General features: G+C 66.3%; 12 protein-coding genes and 1 pseudogene. 6 read left to right on the top strand and 7 right to left on the bottom strand.

The window, feature by feature from the left end; translation table 11 throughout:
* The first annotated feature begins 1 nt into the window (after position 1).
* Together EV138_RS00715 and EV138_RS00710 are read left to right on the top strand one after the other, a co-directional pair.
* Entirely contained in the window at positions 2-1273 is a 1272-nt protein-coding gene (locus EV138_RS00715) for a lysine N(6)-hydroxylase/L-ornithine N(5)-oxygenase family protein (protein ID WP_133976554.1), read from the top strand.
* Entirely contained in the window at positions 1270-3015 is a 1746-nt protein-coding gene (locus EV138_RS00710) for an IucA/IucC family protein (protein WP_133976553.1), read from the top strand. Before EV138_RS00715 ends, EV138_RS00710 begins: the two co-directional genes overlap by 4 nt.
* On the opposite strand, the gene EV138_RS00705 is transcribed toward EV138_RS00710, so the two are convergent.
* A complete protein-coding gene (locus tag EV138_RS00705) occupies positions 2980-4410 on the bottom strand; it encodes an amidase (protein WP_133976552.1) in 1431 nt (476 codons plus the stop codon). The genes EV138_RS00710 and EV138_RS00705 overlap by 36 nt on opposite strands.
* Positions 4411-4466: 56 nt before the next feature.
* Positions 4467-4622, bottom strand: a complete 156-nt coding sequence (locus tag EV138_RS37140; protein WP_157979703.1) for a hypothetical protein — start codon at positions 4620-4622, stop codon at positions 4467-4469.
* A 345-nt stretch (positions 4623-4967) separates the two neighbouring features.
* Here EV138_RS37140 and EV138_RS00700 point away from each other — a divergent pair, with 345 nt between their 5' ends.
* The gene (locus EV138_RS00700; protein WP_133976551.1) at positions 4968-5879 is read left to right on the top strand and encodes a Mom family adenine methylcarbamoylation protein; all 912 of its coding nucleotides are present in this window, start codon (positions 4968-4970) and stop codon (positions 5877-5879) included.
* A 51-nt stretch (positions 5880-5930) separates the two neighbouring features.
* Here EV138_RS00700 and EV138_RS00695 read toward each other — a convergent pair whose 3' ends face one another.
* From EV138_RS00695 to EV138_RS00685, 3 genes are all read right to left on the bottom strand, one after another.
* Entirely contained in the window at positions 5931-7472 is a 1542-nt protein-coding gene (locus EV138_RS00695; RefSeq protein WP_133976550.1) for a PfkB family carbohydrate kinase, read from the bottom strand.
* A gap of 284 nt (positions 7473-7756) precedes the next feature.
* Positions 7757-9256, bottom strand: a complete 1500-nt coding sequence (locus EV138_RS00690) for a PfkB family carbohydrate kinase (RefSeq protein ID WP_133976549.1) — start codon at positions 9254-9256, stop codon at positions 7757-7759.
* A 112-nt stretch (positions 9257-9368) separates the two neighbouring features.
* Positions 9369-11210 (bottom strand): SCO7613 C-terminal domain-containing membrane protein, encoded by a 1842-nt coding sequence (locus EV138_RS00685; RefSeq protein ID WP_133976548.1) that lies wholly within the window; start codon positions 11208-11210, stop codon positions 9369-9371.
* A 531-nt stretch (positions 11211-11741) separates the two neighbouring features.
* Here EV138_RS00685 and EV138_RS37800 point away from each other — a divergent pair.
* The 3 genes and pseudogenes from EV138_RS37800 to EV138_RS00675 all read left to right on the top strand — a co-directional run.
* Positions 11742-11993 (top strand): annotated as a pseudogene (locus EV138_RS37800) (SAM-dependent methyltransferase); the annotation flags it as partial.
* A gap of 124 nt (positions 11994-12117) precedes the next feature.
* Positions 12118-12417 carry a class I SAM-dependent methyltransferase gene (locus EV138_RS37795; RefSeq protein WP_238158388.1) on the top strand — a complete coding sequence of 100 codons (300 nt, stop codon included), beginning with the start codon at positions 12118-12120 and terminating at the stop codon, positions 12415-12417.
* 125 nt (positions 12418-12542) lie between these two features.
* Positions 12543-12956 (top strand): DUF805 domain-containing protein, encoded by a 414-nt coding sequence (locus tag EV138_RS00675; protein ID WP_133976547.1) that lies wholly within the window; start codon positions 12543-12545, stop codon positions 12954-12956.
* Between the two features lie 93 nt (positions 12957-13049).
* On the opposite strand, the gene EV138_RS00670 is transcribed toward EV138_RS00675, so the two are convergent.
* Complete coding sequence (locus tag EV138_RS00670; protein ID WP_133976546.1) at positions 13050-14459, bottom strand: metallopeptidase TldD-related protein; 1410 nt, start codon at positions 14457-14459, stop codon at positions 13050-13052.
* Positions 14456-15973: a TldD/PmbA family protein gene (locus EV138_RS00665; protein WP_133976545.1), complete on the bottom strand. Its 1518-nt coding sequence runs from the start codon at positions 15971-15973 to the stop codon at positions 14456-14458. The genes EV138_RS00670 and EV138_RS00665 overlap by 4 nt, the downstream gene beginning before the upstream one ends.
* Between the last annotated feature and the right edge of the window lie 5 nt (positions 15974-15978).

The raw sequence follows: 15978 nt of genomic DNA, 5'->3' as shown, positions 1-15978 counted from the left end.
GATGACGTACGACGTACTCGCGATCGGCTGTGGACCGTTCAACCTGGGCCTGGCGGCGCTCGGCTCGACGGTGGACGACCTGCAGGTGGCGGTGCTCGACAGCCGGCCGGAGTTCACCTGGCACCGCGGGCTGATGTTCGACGACGCCATGCTGCAGGTGTCGTTCCTGGCCGACCTGGTCAGCCTGGTCGAGCCGGCGCATCCGTTGTCGTTCCTGTCGTACCTGCGGGACAACGACCGGCTGTACCAGTTCTACGTGCGGGAGAAGTTCCACCCGACGCGACGCGAGTACGAGGCCTACTTGCGGTGGTGCGCGGCCCAGCTGGACTCGCTGCACTTCGGCCACCACGTCACTGCTGTCGAGTGGGACGGTTCGGTCTTCGTGCTGACGGTCGAGCATGCCGGCACGGTGTCGGTCTTCAGTGCACGCCACTTGGTCCTCGGCGTGGGCACTGAGCCGGCTGTGCCTGCTGCGTTGGCTGAGCTGCCTCCGGAGCGATTCCTGCACTCCTCCGACTACCTGTTCCGCCGCGACGAGCTGCTACGCGCCGGTCGCGTCACAGTGGTCGGATCGGGTCAGTCCGGTGCGGAGTGTGTGCTCGACCTCCTGCGAGCTGAACGACCTGCAGTGAGCTGGCTGACTCGTACTGCGGCTTTCACGCCACTGGACTACTCCAAGCTGGTGCTGGAGATGACGACACCGTCGTACGTCGACTACTTCCACGCACTGGACGAGTCTGTGCGAGACAAGCTGGTCAAGGATCAGTGGCGGCACTACAAGGGCATCTCCTCGGAAACGCTGGAGGACATCCACGACGTGCTCTACCAACGAGAGCTGGACCCTTCGCTGGCGCCACCCGTCGAGCTACGCGTCGGAGTGGCCGTGGAGAGCGCTGTCGCTCGTGCCGATGGCGTCGAGCTGGTTCTGCGGCATGCAGACAGCGGCCGTTCTTTCGAGCACGTCACCGACGTCGTCGTCGCCGCCACCGGGTACCGCAATCGGTCCCTGCCGTTCCTGTCCGCTGTCGAAGGCCTTGTACGCCGGGACGCAGCCGGGCGATGGGTGATCAACAGGGACCACAGTGTCGCTTCCGACGCGCTGGCAGGCCGTCTGTTCGTGGCGAACGCGGACCTGCACAGCCATGGCGTTGCAGCGCCGGATCTCGGGATCGGTGCGGTTCGCAACGCCACCATCCTCAACAGTGTGGCGGGGCGCGAGATCTACCGATTGCCCAAATCCACTGCCTTCACCAGCTTCGCGATCCCGGGATGAGCTGGGAGGAGCGGTCTTCGGAGCTGCTGGCCAAGCTGATCTCGCAGCTCTGCACGGAGGACCTGCTGAAGCCCGTCGACGATCGCCTGGAGCTCGGCGACGCGACGTACAGCTTCATCAGCAGTCGCGGCGCCTTCGGTAGCTACCGGGTCGAGCCGGGGTCGGTACGGCGTACTGCGTCAGGGATTCTCGGCAACGACGAGAGCGAGGGCTGCAGCGACCCAGTGCAGTTCTTGGTCGACGCCGCTTCGCTGCTGGACCTGCCTGGCTCGACGGTGGCCGGCTATGTCGCCGAGTTGTCGAGCACGCTGGCTGCCGACGTACGGATGTCTTCTTCTGCCGTGTCGAATGCCTTGTTGCTCGGTCTTCACCACACCGAGCTGGAAGGTCACCTGACCGGTCACCCGCTCCTGGTCGCCAACAAGGGCCGCTTGGGCTTCTCCGCAGCTGACAGTGAGCGCTACACCCCAGAAGCCCGTACGCCGCTCCGCCTGGTCTGGCTCGCCGTACGCCGGGGCCTCGCCGAGTTCCGCGGTACGCCGGACCTCTCGGAACACGCCGTGATCGCACGGGAGCTCGGGCCTGCAGTAGAGGGCTTCCGTGCTCTGTTGGACGATCCGGATGCCTATGTGTGGTTGCCGTGTCATCCGTGGCAACTGGACCACGTAGTACGGACTCAGTGGGCTCGTGAACTGGCTACCGGCGAGATCGTGGTGCTCGGTGAGGGACCGGACGAGTACCTGCCCACACAGTCGATCCGCACTCTGGTGAACGTCTCGTCACCGGAGAGGTATCAGGCGAAGTTGCCGTTGAAGATCCTGAACACCTCTGTGTACCGGGGGATCCCGGAGCACTGCACGCTGGCCGCACCGCTGGTGACGCAGTGGTTGCGTGGTCTCTGGTATCGCGACGAGGTACTGGGGCGACTGGGCACCGAACTGCTCGGTGAGGTTGCGTCGGTGACCGTGCGGCATCCCCAGCTGTCGTTCTCGCCTGGAGTGCCTTACCAGTGGACCGAAACGCTCGGTTGCATCTGGCGGGATCCGGTAGAGCCACGGCTGCAGCCGGGCGAGACCGTGTGGCCGCTGGCCGCAGTACTGCATGAAGATGCGGCGGGGGAGCCGCTGGTGGCCGCGATGATCGCGCGATCTGGCGTGGACGCGGCGACCTGGATCGCTGACCTGCTGGCCGCCCTGATGCGTCCGCTGCTCCACCTCATGCATCACTACGGCATCACCGTGAACCCGCACGGCGAGAACCTCGCCGTCATCTGCAGCCCCGAAGGAGTGCCGACCCGCATCGTCGTCAAGGACCTGGTCGACGACATCAACGTCTCCACCGACCCGATCCCGGCCCGCGGGATCGAACCCGACAGCCACCAACGGGTCCTCCCACGCAAGCCCTGGCACATCCTCCGCCAGTACCTCGTCGACGCCCTCTTCCTAGGCGTCCTCGGCCCGCTGGACGCCATCCTCACTTCCTCGGCCCTGCTCCCGCCCAACCACCTCTGGTCCCAACTCCGCGGCGAAATCGAGCTCTACGGCGCCACCTTCCCCGCGTACGCCGACCGCCTCGCCGCCACCGCCCTCCTCGGCGAAACCTTCGCCCGCTACCCACTGAACGGCTATCGCCTGACCTCCGGCTACGCCGACCTCGACACCCGCCCACCCGTCCCGGAAACCGGCCGAATGCCCAACCCTTTGCACTCAGTCGAACCCATCCGCCCATCCCGCCCCTGGTGAGGTCCGGGCCGGCGGCCTGTGCCGCCAGGTCTCCAGCTCCTCGTCGATCACGATGCCGAGCCCGAGCAGGGCCCCTTCCCGCTCGGGCAACCCGGCCAACGACAAACCGACGGGCAACCCCCGCGGATCGAACCCGGCCGGCACACTCAGCGCGGCGAACCCCGCAACCGTCCACGGCACCGACAACCGAATGTCCGGCCCATCAGGCCCGCGGCCGGTGTCGATCAACGGCGGCGGCGCATCGATGGCCGGATGTGCGATCGCATCGAGCCGATGATCAGCCATGAGCTGGCGCCACCTGCTCTCCCACTGGCTCCGCAGTTCGAGCGCCTTCTCGTACCTTTCCGGAGTCACCTTCTCGCCCAACTGCACCCGCCGTCGGACCTGCGGAGTGTAGAGGTGCCGGCTGGTCGGCAGCAGCGGGTCATGAATCTCCAGCGCCTCCACCGTGTTGATCGTGTCGAACACCCCGACCGACTCCCGCAGTACTTCGGCCGCGATGGCCGGCGAGCTGATCTCGACCAGTACCGCGCCGCGAGCGACCAGCTGGCTCAAGGCGAGCCGGCAGACCTCGGCGATGCCTTCGTCCACTTCCTTCCAGCTCATCTCGATCGGCAGGCCGATCCGAGTTCCGGCAAGGTCCTTCGGCGGCTCGGACGGGTAGCTGGGGATCGGGTCGTCGCGGCTCCCCGGATCGCGCGCGTCGTATCCCGCGAGCACTCTCATCAGAAGCGACAAATCCAGCATCCGCCGCGCCATCGGCCCGGTGACATCAAACGACCGGCTCAACGGAATCACGCCATACCGCGAGATCCGACCAACGCCGGCACGCAGAGTGGACACACCACAGGCAGCGGCAGGAATCCGCAACGAGCCCGCCGTGTCGGTGCCCACCGCCACCGGCGCCATCCGGCTGGCCAGCGCCGCCGCCGATCCACCGGACGAGCCGCCGGGTGTCCTGCTCGGATCCCACGGATTCCTGGTCGGCGACGACGCAGTGCCATAGGCGAACTCATGAGTCGTGGTCTTCCCGATCAACCCGGCACCGGCGTCCAAGAGCCGCTGCCACGCAGCCGCGTTCTCCCGCGGCACAAAGCTGGCCAGCACCTTGCTGCCGGCAGTTGTGAGGATGTGGCGGGTGAGAAAGAGATCTTTGACCGCCACCGGTACGCCGGCCAGCGCGCCGACCTCTGAACCGTCCACCCGCGCCTGATCCGCGCGCCGGGCCGCCATCAGCGCCAGCTGGGGAGTCTTGGTGACGAAGGCCTGGACGGTGGGCTCGAGCCGGGCGATCCGCCGCAGGCAATCGGTGACCAGCTCGTACGCCGACAGTTTGCGGTCCTCCAGGTGACCGAGGAGCTCGACCAGGCTGAGGTCCGCGGCGTCTTCGGTCACCCGTCGAGCCTACGAAAAGAACCCGCCCGGGGCTGCCCGGGCGGGGCGTCGCGAGGTCAGCCCCGGGCGACCGCGACGACGTTGTAGAGGCCGAAGCAGAAGACCACGATCACCCCGAACAGCAGGATGAAGAGGATCTGCCGCCAGAAGGAGATCAGCAGCACGGCGCCGGACAGCGCCACGATCGACACGATGATTTCGTTCTGAGGCATGATGTCCCCTCTTTTCTGTCCAGTCACGTCCCATCAGCACTTGCATTCCACCGGACTTGGGTTAGATTGGCCCGGTCTGTTCAGATAGCTTTTCCAGTTACCAGTAAATGTCAGATCAAAAGGCTGTCAACGCGCAAAGATGGCATTGGCCGGCAGCTTAAACCTTGGATTTCTGGCCGATTGTCCTCTGCACTTTCGCAGACTGTCGCCATAAAGGCTGCCAATTGGCAGCCGCCGGATACCTGTTGGCAGCCGCGGCATCCTTCAGTTCGTGATCCAGTCGAAACGTTGGCGACTGCTGGCGAAGGTGCAAAGGCACCCCGATTTGTCCGCTAGCATTCGGAGGTGCTCACGCATCCCGTCGAGACGACGGTTCCGCGACTCTCGCTTGATGATTGCCGTCGGCCCGGATCGCCTTTCTACGACCAAGTCCGCGCGGCTGCCCTCGGCAACGGATTGGAACCGCGCGCCTTGACCGTGCGGACCCTGCTTCATCTGCCGCGCATCGCCCGCCACAACGGCTCGGTGAGTCAGCGCCAGATCGAGACCGAGTTGCGCTTCTCCGGCAACGGTCTGCGCGCCGACCAGGCGGAGATCAAGTCGTTGATCCCGTTCAGGCAGTTCGCGCTGCAGGACCTGCGGTTCGTCGAGTACGAAAGCGGCAGAGCGGCCGAAGTCTTCAGTCGGCTGCACTATCTACGCAGCGCCCGGCCGGGATCAAGGAACTTCGCTCTGGTCGATCCCGTCGACGGACTGCCGGTCAGCCTGTGCAGCGTTTCGCCGCTGGAGTGGATGCGGGTCGGGCGCCAACTGAACAGTCAGTTCGGCGTGCCGCGTGAGCGCGCCTGGGACATCTCCAGGGTCTATTCCTTCGATGTCGCGCCGAAGAACGCGATCTCGTACCTGCTGGCCAGGGTTCGCACTGTCTTCCGGATCGAGATGCGCGACGTCGATCTGCTGACCACCGCGGTCGATCCCAATCTGGGCTTCACCGGCGCCAGTTACCGCTCCGCGAACTGGCAGCACTGGATGTCCATCCAGGCCAGGCCCTACCTCTATGTCGACCGGCGCTACGCGAGCCCACGGCAATTGCGAGAGCGCTTCGGAACGGCGAACCTCGTCGAACTGAAGGCCCGGCCGGGAGTCCTCGTCGAGCAGAGCCGGGCGAAGTTGCTCGACTCAAGGATCTTCTGCTGCCGGGTCCGCGGCGAGACCGAGTCCGTTCCACTCGACGACCTGCGCGTGCTCCGCCGCTGAGTTTCGGTACTGCGCGTCATTTTCGGGTACTGCGGTATTACCGCAGTTCTTTCAGGGTGCTTTCACCGTGAAGCGCGAGCGCTCGAGGAGCGCGTCGATGCGCTTGCGGTCCGGCATCGAATTCGAGAGTGGGAAGTCCGCGGTCGCGCACGACATCGCCGCCGCTGCCCAGAAGGCGGCGTGTTCGGAGAACACCTTGTTGTTGTCGATGAGCTTCGCGGCCAGCGCTGCGCAGAAAGCGTCCCGGGCGGCCGACGACTCTTTGTAGATCGACGGGAAATGTGGAACGCTCAGCGTCTCGTGCGTAGTTTGTGAATAGACGGTGCAACCGCCGTTCACCAGCAGGCACAGACTCTCGACGCCATGCGCGAGCATGTTGCGCGCGACCGGGTCGGGATCGAACCGCTCCTGCCCGCCGGGCGCATACCGTCCGAGCTCCCAGGGGTGGGCGACCAGATAGTCGATCTGGGCGAGCGAGTGTTGCGAGATGCCCTGGTCCGGATAGGGCTGCCCGGGAGTGACGATCACCAGCGGCCGGTCATCGTCTTCGGCGTGCACGACGGCAAGGGTGTGCTGGACCGTCTCTCTGGGGATCTCGAACGTGACCAGAACAGCGTCACAATTCGTCAGTTGCTCAGCCCGCCGGTCGATGTCGCGGACGTCGAGGTGAACTTCCATCTGATTACGCCAGTTGAGCGCGATGCTGTCGCCGAGTTCCAGCTCGATGACGCCGGTGAACGGCGTACGGGCCTCGTCGACGACTTTGATCATCGAAGTGTCGACACCTTCGTCGCGCAGGTGGTGAATGATCTCCTGGCCGAATCTGTCGTGGGCGACCGCCGCGACGAGCGATACGTCCAGTCCGAGGCGTGCTGCGGCGACTGCCTGCGTCAGCCCTTTGCCGCCGGGGGACAGATCGAAGCCGTAGGCCTCGCTCGAGGTGTCCCGGGCCGGCAGGCTCTTGCTCCGGAAAGTCGCGTCCATGCAGGCGCCGCCGATGACGATGACCTTGCCTTTGGTGATCTGTGAGTTGCTCGACGCGGTGTTGTCGCTCGGCGTGGGGATGACGACGCTCTTGGAGCCCGCCGAATACAGCTCGCGCCGGATCAGCTGGCGCGCCAACTCACGCAGTACGTCTCGTTCTGTCGTACCGCGGAGGGCGCGGTCGCTGGGCGGGTCAGTCGCTGGACAACCCATCGACTCGTGCAACCGGCGCCAATTCTCGAGCAAGGCCTTGCGTCGACGACCGACAGCACTGGACGTGAGGGACTGGATCACCCGACTGTCGACCTTGTGCTGCTTGTGCACCTCGATGAAGAGTCCCAGCGCGAGTATCGCGTCCGCGACGATCTGATCCGTTCCGTTCATCGTCCGCACGCACTGACCGACCACCTCCAGCGCCGCGTCGGGCAGTTCGAGGTTGTGGACCGTCGCATACCTGCGGGTCGCGGACAGTTCCAGGAACGGCGCGGACACGTCGCTCTTACTGTCCCGCAGCCGGGCCAGGGTCAACCCGTCGCGGGCCCGCATCTTCTCCAGCGCATTGAGCAGCACGCGGGCGTCATCCGAATTCAATTCACTGACTGCTGCCATTCGCCCCCCTGGTACACGACTCCGGGAAAGCCCAGTATGCGGTCAAGGCAGGGCCAGCAAAAGGCGCGCATCTGGTGTCGCACTCACCCTCCTCGCGACTTGCGGCCCCTGGAGCAGCAGTTGGCCTGCCTTTACCGCCGCCCGCGTCAGTTCACCCTGCCGCGGGTTCCCGTCTAAGCTGCTCCTCGATTCTCACAGCCGAGCCGTGGTCCAGGACGGTCGGACGCTCCCTCCAGGCTGAGGAACATTGCCGGATGTCTCCTTGTCCGGCCGCTCCAGAAGCTTTAGAAGATTTCTCTGAATTTCTGGTCCACTCGTTCTCGGCGAGGTGGGCTGGGGGCGAGGTAGTAGTCCTCGGCGAAGCTGGCCATGGCGGCGGCGGCCCAGCGGATGGCGTCGTCTGTGAGAGAACGGTCTTCGATGAGGCGTGCTGCGAGCGCGGCGCAGAACGCGTCGCGCGTGATCGAGGATTCCCTGAGGAATGAGGGCGGGGCGGCGATGGAGATGGGCTCTTCATGGCGGGAGTAGATGGTGCCGCCGCGGTTGCCGAGGATGCAGAGGGAGTTCAGTCCCAGGTCGAAGAGATCATTGCTCAGCAGTTGGGGGTCGTACCTGGCCTGGGACGAGTGGGCGAATTTCTCCAGCTCCCAGATGTGTGCGACGAGGTAGTCAATCTTCTTGAGTGCTGAGCCGGAGAGCCGATCGTCGGTGTATGGCTGGCCAGGCGTGACGATGATGACCGGACGACGTTCGGTTGACCCGGTGGCCAGGTTGAGGGTGCGATAGAGCACCTTCTGCGGGATCTCGAAGGTCAGCAGTACGACGTCGGAGGAGGTGAGCATGCTCCCGTGCTTGTCCAGGTGAGTGACATCGAGTTCGACTCCATTTCGCCAGACCGCGGCCGCGCTTTCGCCGAAAGGTCGCTCGAAAACCCCGGTAGCCGGCGTCGACATCCCGGGGACCAGCTCCATCAGCGAGGTGTCGACTCCTTCGGCTTCGAGATATGCCTTGATGTCGAGGCCGTCCGAATCGTCCGTGAATGCTGCGATCAAGGAGACATCGAGTCCAAGCCGGGCCGCTGCAACGGCCTGATTGAGGCCCTTGCCACCTGGGGAGCGTGCGTAGTGGGTGGCCATCTTGGAGGTCTCCACCTCAGGGATAGTCTCGATGCGCCAGATGTGATCGACCGCGACGCCTCCGACGACGACTACCTTTCCTACTGCCTCCGATTGCACGCCTTGTGGAAGCAACATTGTGATGGTGTCGGCGGTCACGACAGGATCCGCACCCGATCCGGTGTTCAGCAGAAGCCTGGATAGCCGCTCGAAGACCTGCTCTTCGACCGGACCGCGGAGATTTCGGTCACTCGGCTGCTCCGGTGCCTCTACGTCGAATGCCCGATGGAGATCCTCCCAATTGGCGAGGAGCGCCGCGCGGCGTGCTCCCAATCCGCCGGCCTCAAGGATTCGAACAGTTCTTTTGGGGACCTGGTGCGATAGGTATGCGTCGGCGAAGATGCCGAGCCCGAGGACGGCGTCGGCGACCAGGCGGTCGCTGACGTCAACAAGCTTCTGCACCTGTTCGACGACCACGTGAACAGCTGCTGTTGCCGGTTCCTCGCCGGTTGATGCCACATGGTTCTGGACAGCCGCGAGGCGCAGCAGAGGCTGGATGCGGTTGCCGACCAGGCGGGTAGGTTTGAGGCCCTCGTATTTTCTGAGGGATTCGAAGATGGGCACAAGGTATGACGCGTCGGACGACCCCGGCTGAGAGTGGTCGGACATGCGTCCCCCGGTGGAAACGAATAGCTGAATATCCAGTATGAGGGATTGGGGCGTTAGACGAGCGGCTGTTCCGCGCGTCACTGGTGCGTGCGGAACAACCGTTTGATGCGCGTCAGCGGAGGGCGGAGATCCAGTGGGCGGCTTGTTTGGCGTTTTGGAGGCGGCGTTCGTAGGTGGCGCCCAGGGTGAGGAGGATGGCGCCGGCGGTGGCGAGGGTGATCCAGCGGGGGATGAGGGGGGCCACCTCGATGAGTTGCCAGAGGGCGATCTTGGTGAGGACGGCGGCGCCGATGACGAAGGGGGCCTGGAGGCCGAAGCGGGTGCCGAGGGCGACGATGGTGACCGCGGCTGCTACGACGAAGGTGATGCGGAGGAAGTCATGGTTGCTGCTGGCAACTAATGCGGAGGGGACGAGGCCGAGGAGGAGGCCGGGGCCCAGGTAGACCCAGCTTGGTTGGTCGCGCCAGCGGAGGAGGCCTAGGGCGAGCATGATGGTTGCTGGTGGGAGGGTGAACCATTCGAGGGTGGTGGCGCCGGCGCCGAGGACGAATGCTGTGTTGGCTATGACGAGCAGCGTTCCGGCCGCGAGGAGGGCGTCGCGGCGTTGGGGTTGCATTCCATAGGCGACCAGGGGTGCGGCTGCGATTGTCAGTACTACGCCGGTGCCGGTGTCGGGGGAGACGTAGAGGACTACGAGTTCGCCGAGGCTGATCGCGAAGATCGCGGAGAGCGTGAGAGCGGATTCGTGGAGCTCTCCGACCGAGACGCAGGCGAAGCCGATCAGGACGGCGCCGACGACCGAGAGCGCGATCGCGCCGGTCCAGGTGCTGAAGAAGCCGTCCGAAGTGGCGAACAGGATCGCGAGCTGTGCTGCGGATGCGGCGATCCAGACGGTCGCGGTCAGCGTCGTGCGCTTGCGCCAAGCGGCTATGAGGGACAGGCCTGCGATGAGCGCGGAGATCAGCCCGAGTTGGAGCAGGTCGGCGAGGAGCGAACACAGCATGAGGTCGACTGAGGCGACGATCACCGCAGCGATCCGCAGTACCAAGGTGACGACTCCCGTACGACGGTTGCGCAGGAGCACCGCGAGTCCGAGGGCCGTGGCGACGCCGGTGGTCACCCAGCGGTCGACGACCGGGAGTTGGGGGAGGAAGACCGCAATGGCGAAGGCGCCGAACGCGGTACCGATGAACTCGGTTGTGCTGGGCGGGAGAACGGCAGAGAGCGCTGTCTTGCGTGCGAGAACCGTTCCCAGCAAGGCTGCTAGGCAGACGACCGCGGTGGTCGCGAGGACGGGCCAGAAGGCCGTGGTGGAACCGGCGAAGACGTCACGCGTGTAGTCGGCCCAGGTGGGCGAGTGGGTCGAAAGAAGTCCGAAGAGGACACGGGTGGTGCCGACCAGCAGGACGATCGCGAGGAAGAGAGCTGCGCAGATACCGCCGGTGAGCTGGAGCAGGCGGGTGCTCAGGTTGGTCCACAGGACGGTGACGGCGACCTGGATGACGAGAGCGAACAGGTACAGGGGAAGGCTGACGTGGTGGATCAGGACGAGCGTCAAGGGGAGTTGACCCGCGATCACCGCGGTGAGGCCGAAAGTCTTGACGGTCGGGGCGATCCGGGTCATCAGCAGGTTGATCGCGGCGACGGCGGCGAACGCGATACCGGCGTACGAGAGTCCGCTGATCGCGCTCTCTGGGACCAGGCCGAGTTCCCGAGCGCCGAAGAGGTCGACGATCAGCAGGCCGCCGCCGAGAATGGCGAGAGCTTCGGCGGTACCGGCGAGCTTCTTCCTGCTCGCGGGGACGGCGCCGGCGAGGGCCAGCGCGGCGAGCGTTGCCATGATCGAGGCCTGCACGGGGACGGACAGGCTGTCCCAGGTGACGGCGAGGAAGGTGACGCCGGCGGCTAGCAGGAGGAGCACGCCGAGGGCAAGCAATGTTGCCTGGGGGCTCAACCGCCGAGGCGGGCGAGGTGGGCGAGGTGGGCGCGACTGTCGTTGCGGGGGCAGTGGTGGCGGACCGGCAGGTGGAGGTGTGATCGGCCCGAGGTTGCGGGACGCCGGCTGCGTGGGGCCGGCAGCAGTTTGCGTGGGTCCGGCAGCAGTCTGCGTGGGTTTGGCAGCAGGCGTCGTACTGCGGGCCGCTGGCCGGCTGCGTGGTTGGCTGGGTGGTGGGGCTGCTTCCGGGCGGACGCCGCGCGACGGCGGCGGCGGATAGTGCCCCGGAAGAACCGGGCCGGGGGCAACGGGTGGTGGCGGGTAGGGGCCGGGGGCAACGGGGTGCGGGGGGATGGCTACGTTGAGTAGTAGGTCCGTCTGGCAGACAGGGCAGCGCAGGTTGGCGGTCATCCGGCGTCCTCCTCAGGTGTCTCGTTCACTATCGAAGCTGGAACGAGATGACGCCTGAGTACGTCTACTCAATTCGTCGCGTAGGCTGCTGCGGGTCTGCCGGTCGTCCAGACCGGCGTGACGACCACGGGGAGCAAGATGAAGACTGGACACATCGAGCTCGCAAGAGCTCAGCAAGAACGGTGGCAGACCGCCTACGAGGGCAATCCACGGTTGCTCGGCGCGGAGCCTTCGGCGGCCGCGCGATGGACCGTCCGGCTGTTCGAGGCCGCGGGGATCGACGACGTGCTCGAGCTCGGCGCGGGCCAGGGCCGCGACGCGCTTTACCTTGCCAGGCAGGGATTCAGCGTGCACGCGACCGACTTCAGCGAGGCCGCGCTGAACCAGTTGCGGCTCGACGCGCAGCGCGAAGGGCTGGACGACCGGGTCACCGCCGCCCTGCACGACGTCCCGCGATCCGCTGCCGCCGGCCGACGCGACCGTGAACGCGGTCTATGCGAATGTCTTGCTGAACATGGCCTTCTCGCGGTCCGAACTGCGCTCGCTGGTCAACGAGATCCACCGCGTACTCCGTCCCGGCGGGCTGTTCGTCTACACCGTGTGGTCCACCGCCGATCCGTGCTTCGGCCGCTGCACCGACATCGGCGACGGGCTGGCCGCCAAGGACGGATTCGCCGGCCGGTTCTTCGACCTCGACCTGATCCACGAGCTGGCCGAGCGGTGGGAACTCGGCGGCGCCGACCCGTACGAGGAAGGGCCCGAACCGCGCCGGCTCTGGCGGGTCACGCAGGCGAAACCGGCCCCGAAGAGCTGAAGTCCCCTTCCGCTACGGCGCGTCAGGTTGCGGTGTGGTCACCAAAGCGAAAAGTTGCATTGACGAACCGGATGGGTTCCGACAGGCTCGGTCCGCGTCTCACCTTCGACCATCGGAGCAAAGCAATGCAGTGGTACACAGATGTCCTCAAGAAGTACATCCAGTTCAGCGGTCGCGCGCGGCGCAAGGAATTCTGGATGTTCGCACTGTTCAACGCGATCATCTCGATCGTGCTGAGCATCATCGACAACGCGGCCGGTCTGACGAACAGCACCGGCAACGGAGTCCTCGGCAGCATCTACAGCCTCGCTGTCCTGCTGCCGTCGCTGGCCGTCGCGGCCCGCCGCCTGCACGACACGGACCGGTCGGCCCTGTGGCTGCTGCTGATCTTCGTGATCGTGATCGGCTGGATCGTGCTGCTGGTGTTCTACATCCAGGAAGGCACCCCGGGCGACAACAAGTACGGTCCGGACCCGAAGGCGGCAGAGCGCTTCGGCGCCGGTACGCCGAACGCGGAGCCGGGTTACCCGACGGCCTGATCACGGCCGATCCGTACGACGGTCCCGCGACCCCCGTTCAGCACGGGGTTCGCGGGACCGAGTCGTTACGGCGGTCGCGACGAACTGATGTCCTCAGTTCGCCTGGCTGACGCTGGACATGTTGAAGTCCGGGACGAGCAGCGGCGGGGTCGCCGTACGGGAGAACTCGTCGCCCCATTCGCGGGAGAACGACGGGACGGTCGCGCCGGCCGCGGTGAAGCGGGCGAGCAGGTCGACCGGGCTCTCGTTGAAGCGGAAGTTGTTGACGGCACCCGTCACCTCGCCGTTCTCGACCAGGTAGACGCCGTCGCGGGTCAGGCCGGTGAGTAGCAGGGTCTGCGGATCCACCACCCGGATGTACCACAGGCAGGTCAGCAACAGGCCGTGGTCCAGGCCCGCTACCAGGTCGTCCACGGATCCGGTCGCGCCGTCCACCGACAAGGCGTAGTTGGCGATCGGCGGAGTGACCGCGGGCGCACCCGTCAGTGCAGCGGTGAACCTGCTCTGCATCAGGTTCTCCAGTTTGCCGCCGCGGATCCAGTCGGTCGCGGCCAGCGTGAGGCCGTTGTCGAACACGCTCTCGCAGCCGGCCGAGGACCGTACGACGACGAACGGGAACGTCTCCAGCCCGTGCAGCAAGGGGTCCGACCAGAACCTGACCGGGTGTGGCGACAACACCTCGCCGACCCGGGAACCACCGGCAGCCTTGGAGAAGACGCTGCGGCCCTCGTGTGCGTCGCGTCCGTCGAGCTTGACGTACATATGCGTCATCAGGTCCGCGACGGCAGCCGGCGGCAGGATGGTGGGGTGCCGGCCGGCTTCCACCGACACCGTGCGGGTGGCCCAGCTGAGCCGCCGGGTCAGTTCGGCGTCGATCGCGAGCGGATCGATGTCGCTGAAGTCATGGGTTGCCGCGCCGACCCAGGCCGACTGGCTGAGGTCGCCCGACTTGCCGTTCGCGGTGACGTAGCCGCGCGGGAGGGACTGCCGAAGCCGCAGGCCGGCCGACGACCCGACGTACAGGGTGATGACCTCGTGGTCGGCGAAGCCGTAGAGCCAGCGGTTCTCCTGGCCGGCCTTGGTGAGTGCCTCGCCGAGTGCGGGGGCGAAGTTCTCGTAGACGCTGACGTCGGTCTCGTCCGGCTCCTCGTCCCAGCCCGGTCCGACGGTGCCGTCGACGAGTGGGCGGGCGTCTTCGGCGGGACCGGACTCGCGAGCCGCGGCGACCGCGGCCGAGACGAGTTCGCGCAGCGAGGTGTCCGTCACGGACGAGCGCCCGACCACGCCGGCCGCGGTACCCTCGCCGGCGCCGACGGTCGCGATCACCGTCACGCTCGAGCCGCGCATCGCGCCGTTGGTGGTCAGCGTGTTGTTGGCCCAGCGCAGGTTCGCGCTGGAGGTCTCGGCGACCAGGACGACACAGCCCTGGGCGCCCTCGGCCGCGGCGAGTTCGAGCGTGCGCTCGATCGTGTCCTGCGGGGTCAGCTGAATGGCGGTCGTCACCGGCCGGCCTCCTGCGTGGTGTTGAGGATGCGGACATCGCGGAACAGGGCGGACGGGCAACCGTGGCTGACGGCACCGCTCTGCGGCGGTTGGGCCTTGCCGCAGTTGAGCGCGCCACCCAGGACGTAGGTCTGCGGGCCGCCGACGGCTTCCATCGAGCCCCAGAAGTCGGTCGTGGTGGCCTGGTACGCGACGTCGCGGAGTTGCCCGTCGAGCTTGCCGTCGGTGATCTTGTAGAACCGCTGCCCGGTGAACTGGAAGTTGTAGCGCTGCATGTCGATCGACCAGGACTTGTCGCCGACGATGTAGATCCCGTTCTGCACCCGGCTGATCAGTTCCTCGGTGGAGGGACCGTCTGTCGCGGGCTGCAGGGAGACGTTGGCCATCCGCTGGATCGGCACGTGGCCGGCCGAATCGGCGTACGCGCACCCGTTCGAGCGGTCGGTGCCGAGCACGTCCTTGTTGACCTGCGCCATCCGGCGATCCAGTTGATAGCCGACCAGTACGCCGTCCTTCACGAGATCCCATTGCTGCCCGGCGACGCCCTCGTCGTCGTACCCGACCGTCGACAACCCGTGCTCGGCCGTCCGGTCGCCGGTGACGTGCATGATCGGCGAGCCGTACTCGAGCGTGCCGAGCTTGTCGAGGGTGGCGAAGCTGGTGCCCGCGTAGTTCGCCTCGTACCCGAGGGCGCGGTCCAGTTCGGTCGCGTGGCCGATCGACTCGTGGATGGTGAGCCAGAGGTTCGAGGGGTCGACGACCACGTCGTACCGGCCGGCCTCGACGCTCGGTGCGGCCATCTTCTCGGCGAGCCAGCCCGGGATCTGCGCCAGCTCCTCGTCCCAGTTCCAGCCGGTGCCGGTCAGGTATTCCCAGCCACGTCCGGCCGGTGGCGCGAGCGTCCGCATCGAGTCGAACCGGCCGGTCTCCGGATCGATCGCGGTCGCCTGCAGCTGCGGGCCGATCCGGATCCGCTGCTGGGTCGTCGACGTGCCCTCCGAGTTCGCGTAGAACTTGCACTCGTTCACCGACGCGACGTGGACGGTGACGTGCGAAACGCCCTCCGCGTTCAACAGGCGATCGCTGTAATCGGTGAGCAGGGCAACCTTCTCGGCGCGCGGCAACGTGAACGGGTCGACCTCGTAGCTCGACACCCAGCTGACGTCGTCGTAGATCGGCTCGTCGGCGAGCTCGATCGGTTCGGAGTTGATCGGCCGGGAGACCTGCGCCAGGTTCACCGCCTGTTCGGCGATCCGGACCGCCTCGTCGGTGCTGAGCGCGACCCCGGCGGCGAAGCCCCAGGTGCCGTCGTGGATGACCCGGACGGCGAGGCCGAGGTCCTCGTCGTCGTGGGCGCTCTCGAGAACGCTGTCGCGCAACGAGATGGACTCCGACCGGATCCGTTCCAGCCGGAATTCGGCGTACGTCGCGCCGAGATCCTTGGCGCGCTGCAGCGCCGCGTCGGCCAGCTCGTGTCGGGGGAGGGCGAGGAAAGACGCATCGACATCAGGCACGGGTC

The organism is Kribbella voronezhensis (assembly GCF_004365175.1).
GTDB classification, from domain to species: domain Bacteria; phylum Actinomycetota; class Actinomycetes; order Propionibacteriales; family Kribbellaceae; genus Kribbella; species Kribbella voronezhensis.
This window is presented reverse-complemented; position numbering and strand designations above follow the sequence as displayed.